Annotated in this window: 11 protein-coding genes; 4 read left to right on the plus strand and 7 right to left on the minus strand. The window is 67.9% G+C overall.

All coding sequences use genetic code 11. The features are described from left to right. Window positions 1–74 precede the first annotated feature (74 nt). Window positions 75–1,580 carry a PucR family transcriptional regulator gene (locus tag GC106_RS16280; RefSeq protein WP_173130792.1) on the plus strand — a complete coding sequence of 502 codons (1,506 nt, stop codon included), beginning with the start codon at window positions 75–77 and terminating at the stop codon, window positions 1,578–1,580. Window positions 1,581–1,658: 78 nt separating this feature from the next. Here the strand turns inward: GC106_RS16280 and GC106_RS16285 are convergent, their stop codons facing one another. The 3 genes from GC106_RS16285 to GC106_RS16295 form a co-directional block, all read right to left on the minus strand. Continuing rightward, entirely contained in the window at window positions 1,659–4,700 is a 3,042-nt protein-coding gene (locus GC106_RS16285; protein WP_173130795.1) for an AfsR/SARP family transcriptional regulator, read from the minus strand. A gap of 218 nt (window positions 4,701–4,918) precedes the next feature. Further along, window positions 4,919–7,846 carry a helix-turn-helix transcriptional regulator gene (locus GC106_RS16290; RefSeq protein WP_173130797.1) on the minus strand — a complete coding sequence of 976 codons (2,928 nt, stop codon included), beginning with the start codon at window positions 7,844–7,846 and terminating at the stop codon, window positions 4,919–4,921. A gap of 332 nt (window positions 7,847–8,178) precedes the next feature. Beyond that, window positions 8,179–11,079, minus strand: a complete 2,901-nt coding sequence (locus GC106_RS16295; RefSeq protein WP_312872683.1) for a type 2 lanthipeptide synthetase LanM family protein — start codon at window positions 11,077–11,079, stop codon at window positions 8,179–8,181. A 204-nt stretch (window positions 11,080–11,283) separates the two neighbouring features. Between GC106_RS16295 and GC106_RS16300 the strand changes: the two genes are divergently transcribed. After that, a complete protein-coding gene (locus GC106_RS16300) occupies window positions 11,284–12,402 on the plus strand; it encodes a winged helix DNA-binding domain-containing protein (protein WP_173130799.1) in 1,119 nt (372 codons plus the stop codon). A 45-nt stretch (window positions 12,403–12,447) separates the two neighbouring features. Here GC106_RS16300 and GC106_RS16305 read toward each other — a convergent pair whose 3' ends face one another. The 3 genes from GC106_RS16305 to GC106_RS16315 all read right to left on the minus strand — a co-directional run bounded on the left by GC106_RS16305 (window position 12,448) and on the right by GC106_RS16315 (window position 15,810). After that, entirely contained in the window at window positions 12,448–13,383 is a 936-nt protein-coding gene (locus tag GC106_RS16305; RefSeq protein WP_173130802.1) for a tetratricopeptide repeat protein, read from the minus strand. Between the two features lie 194 nt (window positions 13,384–13,577). Continuing rightward, window positions 13,578–14,615 (minus strand): acyl-CoA dehydrogenase family protein, encoded by a 1,038-nt coding sequence (locus GC106_RS16310; RefSeq protein ID WP_173130805.1) that lies wholly within the window; start codon window positions 14,613–14,615, stop codon window positions 13,578–13,580. A 22-nt stretch (window positions 14,616–14,637) separates the two neighbouring features. Continuing rightward, on the minus strand, window positions 14,638–15,810 hold the full coding sequence (locus tag GC106_RS16315; RefSeq protein ID WP_173130808.1) for an acyl-CoA dehydrogenase family protein: 1,173 nt from the start codon (window positions 15,808–15,810) through the stop codon (window positions 14,638–14,640). 82 nt (window positions 15,811–15,892) lie between these two features. On the opposite strand from GC106_RS16315, the gene GC106_RS16320 reads away from it, so the two are divergent. Then, window positions 15,893–16,495 (plus strand): QsdR family transcriptional regulator, encoded by a 603-nt coding sequence (locus GC106_RS16320; protein ID WP_173130811.1) that lies wholly within the window; start codon window positions 15,893–15,895, stop codon window positions 16,493–16,495. On the opposite strand, the gene GC106_RS16325 is transcribed toward GC106_RS16320, so the two are convergent. Then, window positions 16,486–17,094: a histidine phosphatase family protein gene (locus tag GC106_RS16325; RefSeq protein ID WP_173130814.1), complete on the minus strand. Its 609-nt coding sequence runs from the start codon at window positions 17,092–17,094 to the stop codon at window positions 16,486–16,488. The two genes, GC106_RS16320 and GC106_RS16325, sit on opposite strands and share 10 nt — an antisense overlap. Before the next feature lie 174 nt (window positions 17,095–17,268). Between GC106_RS16325 and GC106_RS16330 the strand changes: the two genes are divergently transcribed. Next, window positions 17,269–18,207, plus strand: a complete 939-nt coding sequence (locus tag GC106_RS16330; RefSeq protein WP_173130817.1) for a hypothetical protein — start codon at window positions 17,269–17,271, stop codon at window positions 18,205–18,207. The last annotated feature ends 6 nt before the right edge of the window (window positions 18,208–18,213 follow it).

Genomic DNA, 18,213 nt, shown 5'->3' on the forward strand with positions numbered 1-18,213 from the left:
TTGCCCAATAGAATCCAAGCCCCGGCTATCCCCACCGCACAGTCACCCCGACACTGTCCGCCTACGGAGGCCCCGTGAGCCACGTTCCGCTCCGCGACCTGCTCGCTGGTCCAGACCTGAACATGCTGACGGTGCTGACCGCGTCACCAGGGCGGATGGTGGGCTCGGTCCGGGTCGTCGACAAGCTGACCGACCTACGGTCAGTGCCCCGCGACAGCTTCGTCGTGGTGTTGCCAACTGCGTCGGCACAGGCCCGGGGGCACCTGTTCGACATCGCGATGCGTGACGCGGCCGCCTCCGACGTGGGCGCGATCGTGCTGAACGGGATCGACGCGACCACGGTCGAGTCCACGGCGGTGCGGATCGCCAACCGGAACGCCGTTTCACTGCTGCTGGCGCCGGTGAGCCTCGAACCGACCCGGCTGATCGTCGCCGTGGCCGAGGCTTTGGCGGGCGACGCGACAGCCGCGCTCGCCCGGATCGACGCGGCCCGGCGGCTGATCGCGTCGGCCGAGATGCGTACCCACGACCGCAAGGCCGCCGTGCTGTTGGCGGCGTCGGACGCCTTGGGCGTTCCGGTCACGGCCCGTCAACCGGCACACGGCGAACCCGCGGCGCCGGTCCTCGTCGATGGTGCCGTGGACACGTTCGTCGCCGCCGAGGTCTCGCCGGACGCTCGCGGCTCTTGGGTGGTCGCTGCTCGTGCCGTGACGGCGTTGACGGCCGACGCCTACGCACGGGTGATCGGGGACGAGCGGCGTACCGAGCTCGCGCCGCTGGCCGACCGTGGACGCCTGCTCGGAGAACTGTTGCTGGCGCCCGACTCCGAACGCGTGCAACTGGTCTCCCACGCCCGATCGGTCGGGCTTCCGGTCGACGGCTGGCACCAGGTGTTGCGGTTCGAACTGTCGTCCTCTTTGGACTCCGGCGCGACGGTCAGCGCCGACCAGGTCGACGCCATCAGCGTGGCGATGCTGCACGCGGTCCGGGCGGAAATAGACGCCAAGTGGCACAGCACCCGCATCGGCGGCGAACCCCTGCTGGTGCACAGCGTCGACGCCGACCCCGGCCCGTCCGCCGCCCGCACGGCGCTGGCGGCGGCGAACACCGCACTGGCCGCCGCCCGCAAGCGTTTCCCCGGCATAGTCGTCCGGTGCGGTATCGGAGCCGTGCACCGGCAGGCGGAAGGGCTGCGAACCTCGGCGACGGACGCGAAAGCGGCACTGGCCGTGACCCGCCAGGCCAAACCACAGCGGGACGTGGTGGCGATCGACGCGCTGGGCCTCAACCGGATGCTGGTCGAGTGGTACGCGTCGGACAACACCCGGGCTTCCGTCGACGACCTGCTCGCCCCGCTCGTGGACCTCGGGCCGGCGGCCGCGGAAGAGGCGATCCGGACCTTACAGGCCTATTTGGACCACCAGAACTCCCCGGCCCGGGCGGCGGAAGTGCTGCGGGTGCACCGCCAGACCGTCCACTACCGGCTGAACAAGATCACCCGCCAGCTCGGGGTCGACCTGGCCGACCCCGAGCAGCGGCTGGCGCTCCAGCTGGCATGCCGCGCCTGGCTGATGCGCTAGCGGGCGCCGATGCCGACCCCCACGGCGACATCGATCCCCTGCCCTCCCGGGCACACGGGACCGTAACGCCGATCGCTTTCAGTTCCCTTTCACCCGCCCGACGATCCCGCCGGCATGCCGCTCACCGCGACGACACCCGAACTCCCGGAACATCTCCAGCGCCTGCCCGGCAGCCGCAAGCGCCTCACCGGAATCGCCTTGATCCGCCTTGACCTCGGCCAACGCCGCCAACGCCTTCGCCTCCAACAACCGCATCCCGTGCTCGCGGGCGAGCGCGACCGCCTTCTCAGCGAACCCGGCCGTGCCACTGGCCAACGTCATTCCGGCCAGTGCTTCGACTTCGACCGGATAGGCAACCAGGCCTCTCACCAGATCAAGGGCCTGCCTGAAGTGGCTCAGCGCCAGTTCACGTTGCCCTTCAGCCAGGCAGATGGTGCCAAGCACAACGGCCGCTTCGGCTTCGTGCTTGCGATAGCCCCGGCTGCGGGCCCCTTCCAGCGCCGTGATCGCGTACGTCCGCGCGAGTTCCGTCTCCCCTCGATCGCAATGCACCCGGGCGATCATGATGTTCGCCGGATCGTGCGCGTAGTACCGAGCCAAAGTGGACTCCAGCACGAAGCGGGACACGGCGAGCGCCTGATCGGCGTCACCGAGTTCTCGGTGGACCTGGCTGAGGTATCCACACGTCACGATCTCACCCGTCGGGACCTCGAGGCGGATGGCCAGCTCTCTTGCTTCCACGAGAGTCTCCAAGGCATCTCGTAGCCGGCCCACACCGTAGTAAGCCACACCGAGGTTCGACAGCACCGCCAGCTTGCGTTGTTCGCCTTGCTCCACCCCCCGATCGACGAGTTCGCGTCCCTCCTCGGCAGCTTCAACGGCTTTCTGTGGCCACCCTGCCTCGTGATAGGCAACGGCCGTGGTGAGCACCGCACTGGCGTATATCCCGGTCTCGCCGATCACGGCGGCGATCCTCCGACACTCGGCGAAGTCGTCGACCGACTCGTCGAAATGGCCGGCCACGGCCTTCGACGAACCGAGCACGAGGAACATGATCGCTTGTCCTCGTTGGTCACCAACCTGACGAGCAGCGGCCAGTCCAAGGCCGGCCATGCGGTTCAGATCATCTGTGCGGTAACTGTGGTAAAGGTCGGGTCGGGCCGCATCCGTCAACTGCCAGGCGTACCTGAGGGGTCCGTAGGCCGCGGTGTGTTCGATGAGGGCCATGTAGTTGTGCCGCTCCGCGTCGAGCCACCGCATTGCCTCATCCGTGGTCTCGAACACGAGCGGCACAACATCCGCGGGCGCGGGGCCCAGCCGCGAGACGTAGACCGACGCGATCGGAGCGACCGCCGCATATACGGAGTACAGGTACCAGTCCGCCAACCGGCGCAGCGCTTCGGCACTGTCATAGTCGTTCGCCCGCGCCGCTGCGTACACCCGGATCAGGTCGTGGAACCGGAATCGATCCTCGGCCTGGCGCTCCAGGAGGTTCGCCGCCACCAACCGCTCGAGGATGTCGCCAGCCTCATCGATGTCGCATTCGAGCAGTGCGGCGGCGCCTGCCACACTGATGTCCATTCCAGGCACCACGCCAAGCAGACCGAACGCTCGCTGGTCCACTTCGCTCAGTGTGGCGAACGAACCGTCGAACACAGCGCGGATGCCGATGCCGCTGGTCTTGAGTTTCGCTAACCGGTCACCGCTGCGCAGATCTTCGGCGTACCGGGCGATGCGCAGGCCAGGCCGGCTGGCAAGGTTCGACGCGGCGATGCGCAGTGCCAGCGGCATTCGTCCACACAGGTCGGTCAGCACGGTCGACGCTCCGATGTCTTCGGCGCACCGGGCCCTTCCCGCGATCCGGGCGAGGAGGTCGTAGGCGTGACGACCGGAGAACGGCTGGAGCGAGATGCGGTTGCCGCCGTAAAGAACGGACAACCCACCGAGTTCTGACCGGCTGGTCACCAGCACGGCACTTCCCGGCCGCCCCGGCAGCAAGGGCGCCACCTGCTCGACTCCAGCCGCATCGTCCAGGACAATCAGCACTCTGCGCTCCGCGAGACGCGATCTCAGCAGACTTGCCCGGGCGTCGACGTCGGCCGGTATCGAGGTCGGATCCACGCCCGCGGTCCGCAGCAGTTCAGCCAGCAGGTCATTCGCCGGGCGCGGCGCCGGGCTCGCCCCTTTGAGCCGGAGAAACCACTGCCCGTCCGGATACTGCTCGATCAGCCGATGCGCGGCACGCACCACCAGGGCGGACTTGCCCATGCCAGGCGGACCGCTGATGGTCATGATCGGCACCGTGGTTCCCGGACGCATGGACTCCAGCACGTGGGCGAGTTCGTCGTCGCGGTTGGTGAAATCGCCGATGTCGATGGGCAGCTGACATTCCACACGCCAGCCACTGTCCTCCTCGCCTGCCAGCACAATCTCGTGCGCCTTCCGCAGATGAGCGCCCGGTTCGACACCCAACTCGTCGACAAGCCGTTGCCGCACAGCGGAATACGCCCGCAACGCTTCCGCCTGCCTCCCAGCACGGAACAGCGCAAGCATCAACAACGCCCAGAACCGTTCCCGCAGAGGATACTCAGCTGTCAGTTCTGTCAGCTCCGGCAGTGCGACCTGGTGCTGACCAGCATTCAGATCCAGTTCGAGTTTCCGCTCAAGCGCCTGCAAGCGTCGCTCGGCCAGCGGCTCAGCCATCCTCCGCAAGTAGTCGGACGGCACATCCGCGAACGGCTCACCACGCCACAGTTCAAGCGCCTGCCGGAGGACTTCCGTTTCCCCCTCACCCGCCGTCCGCGCCGCGGCTATGCCCCCTTCGAACCGTTTGACGTCAACCTGGCCCTCGTCGACCACAATGCGGTAACCATCGCCGCCCGCCTCGATGTCAATGTCTTTGAGGACACTACGCAGCCGCGTCACCAACGTGTAGACAGCAGGACGCGGATTCGCCGGAACCGACTCACCCCAAACGGCCTCCACCAATTCGTCGAACCTGACAACCTTGTTGGCACGAACCAGCAACGCGGCGAGCAAACAGCGCAATCGCGCCGAGCCAATTGGAATCACCCGGCCGCCCGCGACGACTTCGATCGGCCCCAGAACCCGAAACTCCACCCTGTTCCCCGGAAGGTCCGACAACACAACCAGCCGGACACACTACCGCGCGTCACCCCCAGTCACGCCAGAGCCGAGACTGGGGGTCGCTCTGGCGTGCCTGAGGCGTGTTCCCGGGATCGCAGTGCCAATGGATGCCCCTCCACGGCACTCCACCCCTTCCCAGGGACGCGTACACACCGTAGCGAGAACACCTTTCACCAAGCTTTCACCAGAGGCTACTGGGCTTCGCCGTATGCGGACGCGGCGAAATCGCTGAGTTCCACCCGGTCGGCGACATCAGCCTTCATGATCAGGCTGGCCACGTGCTTTTCCACCGTGCGAGGCGAAATATGCAGGCGGTTCGCGATCGCCTTGTTCGTGAGCCGTTCCACCAGCAACTGCAGCACCTCGTGCTCCCGGACCGTCACTCCGATCGCACGTAGATCATCCGGCACCTGATCGATGCCCGTCCGACGCTGCTTGACCGAGGCGCCCGCGTGCCGCAGGAGCGAGCGGCATGCACCAGCGACTGCCGGGACTGACAGTTGGTGGAAGTACTCCTCGGCACGACGAAGCCAAGCGATGGGCTCCCCCCACCCGTCAGCTATCGCCGCTTCAGCCGCGAGCCGGAGGACGATATGGCGGACCATTCCATAGATCTCAGAGTCTTGTTGCGCTGCTGCCGCCGCCGCGTTCGCCTCTTCGATCCGGCCCTCGCGTCCGAGCAGAACGGCTTCAGCGAGTCGTACGAACTGGCGGTTCCACCGCATTGCGGCCTGAGCATCCGAGAGAACCGCCTGGTACTCACTCCATCCGGCTTCTTGCTCAAGTACGGCGAGGAAAAGGCACAAACCATGTCGGCCGGCAAGGTGGTAGTTGGACGGCAACCCCTCAGTAGCCGCCAACATCTTCGCCAGTTCGTCCCTGGCCAGACCTCGGTTCTCCTCGAGCAGGGCACAGAAGGCTCGCGCAAGTCCAAGCACCAACGGGAATTCGTGCGAGTGTTCGTCCTGCCACTCGGAGAACTCCGCGATCGCCTGATCCATCTCGGACCGCTTGCCCTGGTGCGCCGCAAGAATCGTCTGCACCATCAGCAGGTAACGAAGTTGGGGACGGAGGCGTAGCCGGATCACGTCTTGCTTGTATTGCGCGATCAAATGCGAGGTCTTGGCAAAATCGCCTCTCAGCGCCGCATCCATGGCGATGTTGCCTTGGACCGTGTATCCCAAGGTCACGGCACCGACCCTCTGGGCCTCGTCCAGCGTGCGCTGATAGCCCGACGGGTCGCCGTCGGACAACCACGAATTGACGGCCAGGAGCACCAAGGCATAGACCCGCCAGATCGGCAGCCGGTGGCCTTCGGCGATTTTCAAGCCACGCTGGAAACAATCAACCGACTCCGCCATGCTGCGGTCCCGCGCCAGTTCACCGAGGATGAGCCAGGCTTCGCACAGCACATGAGGCGAATTCCCGCGCTCGGCTGAAGCTATGGCGCGCCGGGCCAACGCTTCCGCTTCCGCCGCGCGGTTATCTCCTCGGCCGTGCCGTGTGAGACTGGCGGCGATCACATCTATGGCCGCGGTGTGCTCTTCCGGTGCGTCGCTACCGAGTACCTCTCTGGCCGCGATGACTTGTTCCATTCCTTCAGCGAAGAGTCCGGCCAAGTAGTAGACGTTCGCCAGCCGCGTGTGCAGCGCCGCGCGAGTTCCCGGACTGAGACTGGCCCCGTTCAACTGCTCGTCCAACGTGTCGACCAGCATCCGTGCCCGATCGACCTGGCCGGCTTCCGCCAGTGCGTAGAGCAGCGTTTCCAAGATCCTGGCCTTGCTCTCCGCCGTCGACTCTCCCTGCAGGAGTGTGTTGGCCCGATCGAGCAGTTTGACCGAGGACTCGGACGCTCCATCCGCCAACGCCCTTCGGCCTGCCTCCGCGAAGAGAGTCGCGGCGCCCTGGATGTCACCCGAGTCCGCCTGCAACGTAGCTACCAGCTGACACCACTCCCCCGGCAAGTCCGGATGGAGAGCCTTGACAGCGGCTGATGCTTGGCGGGAGTACTCCGCGCGGTCGGCGGGCGGCAAGCTTGACCTCAACGCCTCGGCCATGAGTGGGTGACGGAACGCGTACCAATCTGGAGACTCGTCGTCTGGTGCCACTATCTGGGCTGCGACAGCCGCACGTAGGTGGGACAGCATGCTGCGCTGGTCGAGCGCAGTCACCTGGCCGACCACCGACAGCGGGAATCTATCGCCGAGCACCGCTGCCACTGACAGCAGCATGCTGCCCTGCGGTCCCAACTGTCCGACCCTGTCGATGACTCCGCGCAGAACCGTCTCGGGGACGTCGGGACGCAGTGTGCCGATCACCCGCCAGCCAGCGGCGCCCTTGACCAACACACCGTCGCTGACGAGCTGGTGCAGGACCTCTTCGATGATGAACGGGACGCCCGCGCTGTCCTCGGTGAGCCTGTCGACCACTTCATCCGGCAAGTCCTCGGGTTTGGCCTCCAGACACGCAGCAGCCAGCCTGGAGACGTCTGCCGCAGTGAGGCGGCTGAGCGTCATCATCGATGCGGCATGGCGCTGAGTGGCCAAGCGAGCGAGGTCTCGGGCCGCGCAGGGCTCATCGCGGATCGTCGCCACAAGCAGCACCGGGAGATCCGCGAGATTGTCGGTGAGGTACTCGACGATCGCGAGGGTCTCGGCGTCAGCGTGCTGCAGGTCCTCGAGGATCAGCATGCAGCCGTGCGAGCGGCCAGCGAGGGTCACCAGCCGGAGGACGGCCTCGCCGAGAACTATCAACGAGTCGCCTACGTCGACGCCGCCCGGCTGTTGCAGGTCAGGAATGAGTCTGCCGAGAATTGGCCGATATGGTCCGAGCGCGACGTCATCTGGCAGATGGCCGCCTCGGAACAAGGCAAGAAGCGCCTCGGTCAATGGCCGGAAGGGCACAATGGGTCCGATCGTGCTGCCTCGTCCCCTGAGGACCCGGACGCCCGCGGCGAAGGCGATGCCCGCTGCTTCGGAGGCGAGTCTGGACTTCCCGATCCCCGCTTCACCAACGAGGAAGACCGCGCCGCCGCGCGATGCGCGTGCGGCGTCGATCGCCCTCGTCAGTTCGGCCACCTCACGATCGCGGCCGATCACGAGCGGGGAGTGGGACACCATGGCCGGACAGTACCCAGACTGCCCCGTTCGGTTGAAGTCCGGAACCCGGTAGATCTCACCGGGACTAGTTGATCCCCACTGAGTCGAACTGCTCAATGCGGGCCATGCCAGCCGTTGTGAGCAAGGTCGCCATCCTTTCGAACCTGTATCCGGCGAGGGCACTTGCTCGTGAAGCGACGGGGCGGGCTGCGCTGAGGGCGATCTCGCCAGCGGGGTGGGGGGTGGCGGAGGCGCCAGACATCGTCAGAGCAGTCATGACGACTTTTCCTTTTCTTTACCAGAGAGGGGCATCTCTAGGAGCGGTGAGGAGAGCTGCAGGAGCGGGGTGGGGGTTAGCGGAGTGCTCCTGGGGTGGGTTCGAGCAGGAGGACTGAGGGGACGCGGCTGGCGAAGCCGAGGCGGAGCAGGCCGTAGCCGATGCCGGCGAGGCCGTTGAGCAGGCCGGCGGACACCACGCCGTGAGGAGTGCCACAGCGGACGCCGCCACGGTCGATCGCGCCGAGCAGGAGGCCGGCGTGGCGGGTCGCGGCGGCCGCGGCCTCGTAGTTCCCGCGTTCGCCGAGGACCATCAGGGCTTCGGTCACGCCGAGCTCTCCGTGGCAGAGGCTCATGTCGCGCAGCGGATGGTGTTCGGCCAGGGTTCGGGACCACTCGTCGGGTGCGTCGCGGCGGGCCATGGTGAAGCCGGACAGGCCGCCGCACCAGCTCAGGTCCGTGCCGTCGGGCACTTCCGCGTCCAGGATCGCCTGGCCGACCTCGAAGTAGTGGTCGCCGGCTCCCGTTGCCGCGAACCGCTGCAGGGCCCAGCCGATTCCGGTGTGGCCGTGGGCGAATCCCGCCGTCGGCACGTCCATGCAGGTGCACGGCACCGTGTGCGCCTGCTCCACCAGCCGGTCGGCGAAGTCCCAGGCCAGGCGTCCCGCGGAGGGCAGGCCGGTTTCGGTGTGCACGGCCAGCATCGCCGCCAGCCCGCCGGCGCTTCCGGCCGCGAAACAGGCCAGCTCGTCGTCGGTCGCCGCCCGGGTCAGGTCCACCACCGCGGGCAGCCAGCTGCGGATCTCCGGGTCGTCCAGCAGGTTGCCCAGCCGGGCGATCGCGTAGCTGATCCCGCCGAGGCCGTGCGGGCCGCCGCAGCCGATGGTCACGCCGAGCTCGGGCTCGGTGATCAGCTGGTCGATGAGGCGGGGCACTGGGCGGACCGCGTCCCTGGCGAGTTCCGCGTAGCGCTGCACGCCGGTCAAGTCGGCGAGCTGCGCGAGGAACAGCGCCACTCCGCAATACCCGTGGGCGAGGCCGGCGCCCATCGGGAGAACCGCCCAGTGCTTGTCGATGATCGGCTCGAGGCCGAGCCAGTTCGCACGGCCGTCTCCGTGCATCGCGCGGGCGCCGATCTCGTCCGCGATCCCGCACGCCGCGGACAGCAGCCGCTGCGGGTCGGGGATCGCGGACGTCCCCGCCCGCGGCCGGGTCTCGCCGGTGCGGTGGTCCACGGGCAGCGCCCGCGTGGCCAGCGCCGCCGAGATCAGCCATTCCTGGTCGTAGCGGTCGACTTCGTCCATCGCCGCGATCTTCAGCACCACCGTCGCCAGGCCGGGGCCTTCCAGCAGGTCCGGGAGGCATTCACCGTCGGCCGCCCACAGGTCGCGGGAACCCGGCTTGCTGGTGAACATCGGCAGGTCGCCTGCCCAGAGGTCGCTCAGCTCGCTCGGGATCAGCCGCTGGCGGGCCAGGTCGCACGCCGAGTCGATGGTCAGCGCGTCGAACACGCGCTCCCGCTGCACGGCGTCGCGCAGCACGTCCGGGTGCGTGGACTCGTCCAGCAAGGTCGCGTAGACCTGGCTCGGCCGGGCCACGATCCGGATCTCGTCGTTGGTGCACGCGGTCAGCAGACCGATCAGTTCCGACCGGTGCCGCACGATCGCGTCGTAGCCCTCACGGAATCCGCCGAGCATGGCGGCCCGGTACTCGGCCGGTTCGACGTCGATGTCGCCGAGCCGCGGCCGGTTCGTCGCGCCCTGGAACTCGCCGCGCCGGCGGACCAGACGCATCATGTCGGTGCCGACGCCGTCCCACGCGACGGTCTCGTCGGGATACTGGACGCCCTTGTCGCCGCCCAGTCCGGAGACGTCGACCGCGCCGTGCTCGCCGAGGAGCATCTGCGGCAGCAACGCCATTCGGTGCACAGAGGACGCGAGCACGCGCGCCGCGGGGTCGGGCCCGGTCGCGGTCGGCTGCTCGAGCATCGGGTGGAACAAGGTCTCGACGTCCACGAGCACCGGCTGGTCCCCGCACGCGACCAGGTTCTCGTAGTGGATGTCCGCGCCGTCCACGGCGTACAGCAGCGCCAGCAACGCGCCTTGCCTGCGGTAGAACCGGTCGACCTCGGCGAGCTGGGAGCACGGCCGGTGCTCGATGAACTCCAGCCAGCCGTAGCCGTCCCGCGCCAGCGAGTCGACGGTACGCAACCCCAGGCCGAGGACCTTGGAGTTGAGCCAGCTGACCAGTCCGCTGAAGTGCCGGTGCAGGTCGAGTGATCGCGGCTTGTAGACGACCTTGCGGCCGTTGGCGAAATGCAGGATCGCGACGGTACGGCCACGCTGGTGCGAGTCGCCGGTGCCGGTCTGGATCTCCACCAGGTCACCCGGGTCGACGCCGCCCAGCAGCCGCGCCACGATCAGGTCGCGGTCGGCGCGGAACCGCTCAAGCAGCTCCACCTGTGCGTCGGCGCCGTGCTGGCACGCCTGGCCGAGCAGCCGCGCGAGCACCGGGTACTCGGCGAACAGCGCGGTCAGCCGCTCGGAGCTGGCCTGGGCACGGATGAAGTCGGCGAACCGCTGCTGCGCGGTCGGGCCGGTGAGCCTGCCGGACACCCGCTCGACGTTGAGTTCGAGCACGAGGGTGCGGGCGGCCAGGCCGGCGAGGCGCCTGCCGAGCTGCCGGTCGAACGCGGCGGCCACGGCCTGGGCGTCGATCTTGCCTACCGAGGCGGCTTCGGTGACCCGCTCACGGGCGATGCGAACCAGCGGGCGGAACACCCAGGCGAAGGCGTCTGGCCAGTCGGACGGCACAGCCCCCTCGGCGCTGACCGGGCCGGTGGCCACTGCCTGGTCGATCAGCTCCGCCCAGCGCGGGCGGCCCTGGACCGTCCACCGGCGTTCGGCGGCGGTCAGCGCGCCGGTCCACCATGGTCCGGAGTTGATCCCGTTGTCGCGGTGCGAAATCGCTTGGCTCACGAGTAAACAGGCTGGCAGCGGGCTTGCGCGCGGACATGGGTATCGGTTCCCCACATTCGCGCCAGGCACCACCCGTATTAGGTAGTGGGGGTTCCCGGCCGCCTGAAGTACTCGACGGTACCGGGGCCGGCGACGGCTGAGCGACCGCTGTCACCCATCCGGAACCTGACAGCAGGTGTCAGGCATGAGTGCCAGGATGAGCGGGTGAGCACAACGGTTGACCGGGCCCGGGTGCTGGCGTACCGGATCGCCCGGCAGGGACTGCCCGGCCGGAGCCGGGACCGGACCCCCACGCCCGTCGACGACCTGGACGTCGTGGATCTCGGCGTCCAGGACACACCGCCGGGCTCGGCCAGGCTGGCCCTGGGTGTCCGCACGGACGCCGATGTGGACGACCACAACCTGGTGCGTGCGTGGACCTTGCGGGCGTCGCCGTTCCTGCACCACGCCGAGGATCTGCCGAAGTTCGCCGCGGCGCTCTGGCCGCACAGCGAACGGGACGCGCTGGGCAAGGTCGCGTGGCAACGGTCGGTCATGCAGAAGAGCGGGATCACCGCGACGCAGGCGATCCGGTACACGGCCGAGGCGATGCAGGAATGCGTCACTGGCCCCACCGTGAAGGGCGCCGCCAGCGCGGCCGTCTCCAAGATCGTGCCGAAGGCGCTGGTCAGCTACTGCCGTGGCTGCCAGGCGGAGCACGTCTTCGAGTCGCTGTTCCGGCTGGCCGCGTTGCCCGGCGGGTTCCGGCTCGACCTCGACCGGTCGCCGCCGCTGCTCGTGCCCATCGAGAACTGGCCTGGCATCCCGGAAGAACAAGCCGGCACCGACGAGCTGATCATGCTGTACCTGACGTTCGCCGGACCGGCGAGCATCGGCGACGTCGCCGCGTGGCTGACCACGACCCAGAGCGAGGTCAAGCAGGTCTGGCCGGGCGAAGGACTGGTCGAAGTGGACGTCGACGGCCGTGCCGCCTGGCTGCCGGAGTCCGAACTGGACCTGCTGCTGGACCCGCCGGAGCCGCCGCGGGCCCTGCTGCTGCCCACATCGGATCCGTTCCTGCAGGAGCGCAACAAGCTGATGCTCGTGCCGGACAAAACGCACCACAAGGCGATGTGGCCGGCCATCGGCCAGCCGGGCGCGGTGCTTGTGGACGGTGACGTCGCCGGGATCTGGCGTACGAAGGCGTCCGGCCGCAAGAAGCTGGAGATCAAGATCACCGAGTTCAGGCCGATCGAGCCGGACGCACGCGACGAGCTCGCCCGGGAAGCCGGCCGGATCGGCGCCCTGCGCGGCGTCGCCGAAACCACCCTGACCTTCTCGTGAGTGTTTATCCGTGTTCTAACCCTGATAAACGCTCACGAGGGGGTGTCAGTGGTATTTGGCCAGGTCCTCGACGGCTTGGCGGACTTCGGGGTGGTTGCGGCCGAGGATCTTGGTCTTGATGTCCAGCGCGCGCTGGGTCAGCCTGCCCGCGGCGGCGATGTTGCCCTTCGCGGCCATCAGCATCGCGAAGTCCGCGCACGCCACGGCCAGGTCGTAGTGGTTGGGCGGCAGCACGCGTTCGAAGGTGGAGATGGCCTTGCGGTACAGCTTCTCGGCCATGTCCAGGTTGCCCTGCCTGGCCAGGACCGCGGCCAGCATCGCGCGTTCGTTGGCGGTCGCGGCGTGGTTCGGGCCGAGCGTACGTTCCCGCAGCGTCAGCGCGCGCCGGGCGTACGTCTCCCCTGTCACGAACCGGCTGAGCATCAGGTCGAGTTCGGCGAGATGGTGCCAGACCACGGCTGAGGTCGGTTTGTCCGCGCCGACCAGGTCCAACGCCTGCCGGTAGAGCACCTCGGCCTCGTCGAAACGGCTGGAGAACAGGTACACCGCGCCGAGCCCGCACATCAGCTCGGCCAGTTCCTCCGGGTGCGGCCAGGTGCCGTTCTCGGCCAGGTCCAACGCGGACTTGTAGAGCACTTCCGCGCTGCCGAACCGGTTACGGACCCGCTCGACCATCGCCAGGCAGCCGAGCGCCTTCACCCGTAACCGGACCAGGGTCTCGTCGTTGCGGGAGTACTCCTCGGTGATCACGATCGAGCGGCGCGCGTACCGCTCGGCCTTCGTGTACTGGGAAAGACGTTCGTGCAGCAGGCTCAGCTCGATGCACGCGCCCGCGATGGCGGGGTGGTTCTTGACACCGGCGTGCTCGACGACCGCGAGCGCGGTCTCGGCGACCACGACCGCTTCCTCGGCCCTTCCCTCGTCGTAGAACCGGCGGGCCAAGCCGAGGCGTCTGCGCGCCTCAGCTATCGGATCGAGCATCGCCGGCGCTGCACATCTCGTTCTCTCCTACCGTCCATGTGTGGCCATCATGATGGCAGGACGGCTGGACGTAAATCACCCGCTTCGTGGCCTCCGGCGCCCCCTGGACGCCGAAGGCCACGCTCTACCGGCGGGATCGTGCCTGGTCAGTGCGGGTCGCGGACAGCTGCCCGCGAATCTCCGCCCCGGAGGAATCAGCCGATCACGGAGTCCGCGATCTTCGCGCGCAGCGCGCGGCCGCTCGCGCCGAACGCCTCCAGCCACTGGGCTCGCTTGTACAGCCGGTGCAGGATGTGTTCCCAGGTCATGCCCACACCGCCGTGTACCTGGATGGAACGCTCGCACGCCGTGACGGCCGCCTCGGTGGCCGCGGTCTTGGCCGCGGCGACGGCCACATCGGCCTGCTCGTCGCCTTCGGCCAGTGCCCACGCCGCCCAGTAGGTCAACGACCTGGCCAGTTCGAGGTCCGCGTACGCGTCCACGAGCTGGTGTGAGACCGCCTGGTAGGTGCCGATCACCCGGCCGAACTGCTCACGGGTGGACGCGTGCGCGATGCCGTCCTCCAGCGCGCGCCGCCCGACGCCGAGTGCCTCCGCCGCGGCGAGCACAAAGGCGCGGTTCTCGATTTCGCCGAGTACGGAACCGTCGCCCAAAGCCTGCGAAGGCGCCGCGTCGAACTCCACTTCGGACAGCCGACGAGAACGGTCCGAAGTGGACAATGGCGTCACGGTGGCGTCGGCCGTCCGGACGAGCCGGAGTTCCGGTCCGGCCACGGTGACCACGAGCGCGTCGGCGAACGTGGCGTCGGGCACGAGGACCTTGCGGCCGGTGACGCGACCGTCCGCGTCCACAGTCGTGGCCAGGCCGGTGTCCGCGATGCCCTGCGGACGGCCGGATTCCGCCCACGCCAACGACAGCTTGAGCTCACCGGACGCGACCGAAGCCACGAGATCCTTGTCGTGCCGGATCGCCGGCAGGGCGAGGGCTATGGTGCTGAACAGCGGCGCGGGCAGCAACGCGGCGCCCGTCTCCTCGAACAGCACGACCTGGTCCAGCAGGGTCAGCTCGTCGTCGGTCCAGCCGAGGTCGGCCAGCTGCTTCCAGCTGTCCGGCCGCCAGCCCGGCTCGCCGTCGATGATCGCGGGCAGGCCGGTCAACGGGTGCTGTTCGGCCAGGAACTCCCGGGCGGCCGTGCGCAGCATGTCCTGTTCGGACGAGAAAGCGAAGTCCATTTTTCCTTACACCGGCCCTGTGTCAACGACTGCGGGGAAGGCCGAGCACACGCTCGGCGACGATGTTGCGCAGGATCTCGGAGGTTCCCGCTTCGATGGTGTTGCCCCGGCTGCGCAGCTGGCGGTACTGCCAGTAGCCGTCCCACACGCCGCCCTCGTCGTCGAGCATCGTCGACAGGCCCTGCAGGCCACGGGCGAGCTTGGTCAGCCGCTGGTTCGCCTCGCTCCACACGAGTTTCACGACAGAGCTCTCCGGCCCGGGCTGCCCCTTGGTCAGCAACGTCGTCAGAGTGCGGTAGTTGGTGAACGCCAACGACTGCAGCTCGATCCACTCGCGGGCGATCGCGTCGCGCACCACGGGATCGTCCGCGGGCACGCTGCCGTCCGGCGCGGGCTGCCTGGACAGCTCGACCAGACGCGTGAAGTGCTGGCGCAACTGGCCGACCAGGGCGAACGCCAGCGTGCCGCGTTCGTGCAGCAGCGTGGTCATCGCGACTTTCCAGCCGTCGCCCGGCTTGCCGAGGATCGAGTCCTTCGGCACGCGCACGTCGGTGAAGAAGATCTCGTTGAACTCCGGGTCACCGGTGATCTGGCGCAACGGCCGGACTTCCACACCCGGCGCGTGCATGTCCACCAGCAGGTACGACAGGCCCTCGTGCTTCTTGGCGGCGGGGTCCGTGCGCACGACGAGGATGCACCAGTCGGCGATGTGCGCCCAGGACGACCACACCTTCTGGCCGTTGACCACCCAGTGGTCGCCGTCCAGCACCGCGGTCGTGCGTGCGCCCGCGAGGTCGGACCCGCTGCCGGGCTCGGAGAAGCCCTGGCACCAGATCTCCTCGCCGGACAACAGCTTGGGCAGGTACCGCTGCTTCTGCTCCGGCGTGCCCCACGCCATGATCGTCGGCCCGGCCATGTTCAGCCCGATGATGCCGATGTGCTCCGGCGCCTGGGCGCGGACCATCTCCTCGAAGTAGATGGCCTGGTAGCTGGGCGAAAGCCCGGCGCCGCCGTATTCTTCGGGCCACGTCAGCCCGACGTAGCCCGCGTCGAAGAGCTTGTGGCTCCACGACCGCATGAAGTCGACGTCCGGACGGCCCGCACCAGGGATCGCCGAGGGGTCGAAGTTCTGCCGGTACCAGTCGCGTAGCTTCGCACGGAACGCCGCCTCGGCGGCGGTGTCACGGAAGTCCATTGAGACATGTTTGCACTTTGACTCAAAACCGGTCAACCGTTTGATGTGTCTCGATCGTGCGACGCCGGGTATCGTTGCCGGCATGCCGGCCACACCGCTCACCCGCGCACTGCGCGGACCGTCACCGGCGCCCAGGACGGCGCCCATCGACGCGTTCCGCCTGGCCAAGAAGTGGTTCCTGGCGGGGCGGCGGGTCGACATGCAGCAGCTGGCGGCCGAGCTCGGCGTCAGCCGCGCGACCCTCTACCGCTGGTGCGGCAGCCGTGAACTGCTGCTCGGCGAGGTGATCTGGGCGATCAACGAACGCGCCCTGCAGGACTGCCGCGGCAAGTCCCGCGGGTCCGGCCGGGTGCTGATCACCCGCGTGCTGGAACGTTCCCTGGCCCGGATTCGCGGTTTCGAGGCACTGCAGCAGTTCGTGGCCGAGGACGCGGAGTACGCGCTGCGGATCATCACGTCCAAGCAGAGTGTCGTGCAGGCCAGGCTGATCGAGTGGACCGCGGACTTCCTGCGCGAGCAGGTCGAGTTGCGCGACGACATCGACCTCGCCGACCTGGCCTACGTGATCGTGCGCGTGTGCGAGTCGTTCGTGTGGAGCGACATGATCACCGGCGCGCCGCCGGAGACGGACAAAGCGGTGAAGATCGTGGACCTGCTCATCGCGGCGGCCGAGGTTCAGCGGTAGGTCAGCAGATCGCGGTGCCCGCCTTCGAAATGGGCGTGGTCGTTGTACGTGACCAGGCTCGTCCCCGACCGGCCGTGCACGAGTTTTGTGATGCCGCAGTTGACCGAGACCCGGTTGACGGCCACAAAACCGTTGGTGTCCAAGCCCCACAGGCTCGCGCAGACCGCCGCGATCACGCCGCCGGACGTGAACACGACCCCGGTCTGCCCACTGCCCAGGCTTTCGAGCAGGTCGCGGATCGCCTCGGTGACGGTCGCGCCGAACTGCTGAAGACCGTCCCAGTCCCGCAGGGCGCCGTCCAGGGCCTGCTGGAACGCCTGCGGGCTGACCGGATCCCCTTGCGCCTGGCGGACAAGGCCGATGTGGTCGAACTCGTTCCAGCGCGGGTCCTGCTGGAGATCCGCGTCCAGGCCGGCCGCGAGCGCGGTGTCCCGCTGGCGCTTCAGCGTGCCGCTCCACAGCTGGTCGGCTCGCACTCCGCGGCGCCGTAACTCCGCTCCGACATGCTTGCCCTGCGAGTGCCCGGTGGGCGAAAGGACGTCGTAGTCGTCGGCACCGAAGGACGCTTGCCCGTGCCGGATCAGGTACACCAGAGGCATCAGTGAAACCTAGCCGTTCCCAGTTGCCAGTGATACGCCGTTCAGTCTAGCGACGCTGGGCCGGACGGCTCCGGATTATGGTCGTTGTGAACCTCCCGGCACGCCGGGCGGTACTGATACTCTCTTTCACGTCTGCACAGGGGTCGGAAAGCTTCGCACTAGTCGGTGTCATACATGTCGGGGAACGCTGCACGGGGACAAATCCACAACTCGCACGCGGACAATCAGTTCGCCGAAGCACTACGCTCGGCCATTCGGTCCAGCGGGTTGAGCCTCGACCGAATACAAGCGCGCTTACGCGCGAGAGGCACCCCGGTCAGCATTGCGGCGCTGAGTTATTGGCAGTCCGGTAAGCGGCAACCCGAGCGCAACGACTCACTGACCGCACTCGGCGAACTGGAAAACATCCTGAAGCTGCCGCCCGGTTCACTGCTTGCCCTGCTGCCGCCGCCCCGCCCGCGCGGCAAACAGGCCGGTTCGGTCCCGCCGGTCACCGAGACGGTCCGGTTCGAACGCGACGTCCTGCTCGGCCTGCTCACCGCCCTCGGCACCCCGAACGCCCTGGACCAGGAGCAGCAGCTCACCCTGGTCGGCCTGCACGACCGCTGCCAGCTCGGCGAGGACGGCGGCCAGCGGCTGATCACCACCAGGGCGGTGTTCGAGGCACGGACCGACGGCCAGGACCGGTGGCTGCTGATCTACAAAACGGACGATCCCGGCGCCGGGACACCGGCACTGACGACGATTCGCAACTGCCATCTCGGCCGTCAGCAGGTGGACGACGCGAATGGCCTGATGGTCGCCGAGCTGCTGTTCGACCAGCCTATTAGACGCGGCGACACATACTTGATCGAGTACGAACTACGGAATGCCGGGCCGCCGTATCCGAAGTGCAACAGGACACACTGGCGCGAGTTCCGCAGACCGATTCGCGAGTACTTGCTCGAGATCCACTTCAATTCGTCCGGCACGCCCGGCCGCTGCCAGCAGTTCGCCCGCCCCGCCGGGCAGAAACACGCCCGGATGCGAAACCTGACGCTGGACGCGTGCAAGAGTGTGCACGCGGTCGCGATAGATTTCGGGCCCGGCCTTTTCGGAATCGAGTGGGAATAACGCCGA

The organism is Kibdelosporangium persicum (genome assembly GCF_013280595.1).
Classification (GTDB): Bacteria; Actinomycetota; Actinomycetes; order Mycobacteriales; family Pseudonocardiaceae; genus Kibdelosporangium; species Kibdelosporangium persicum.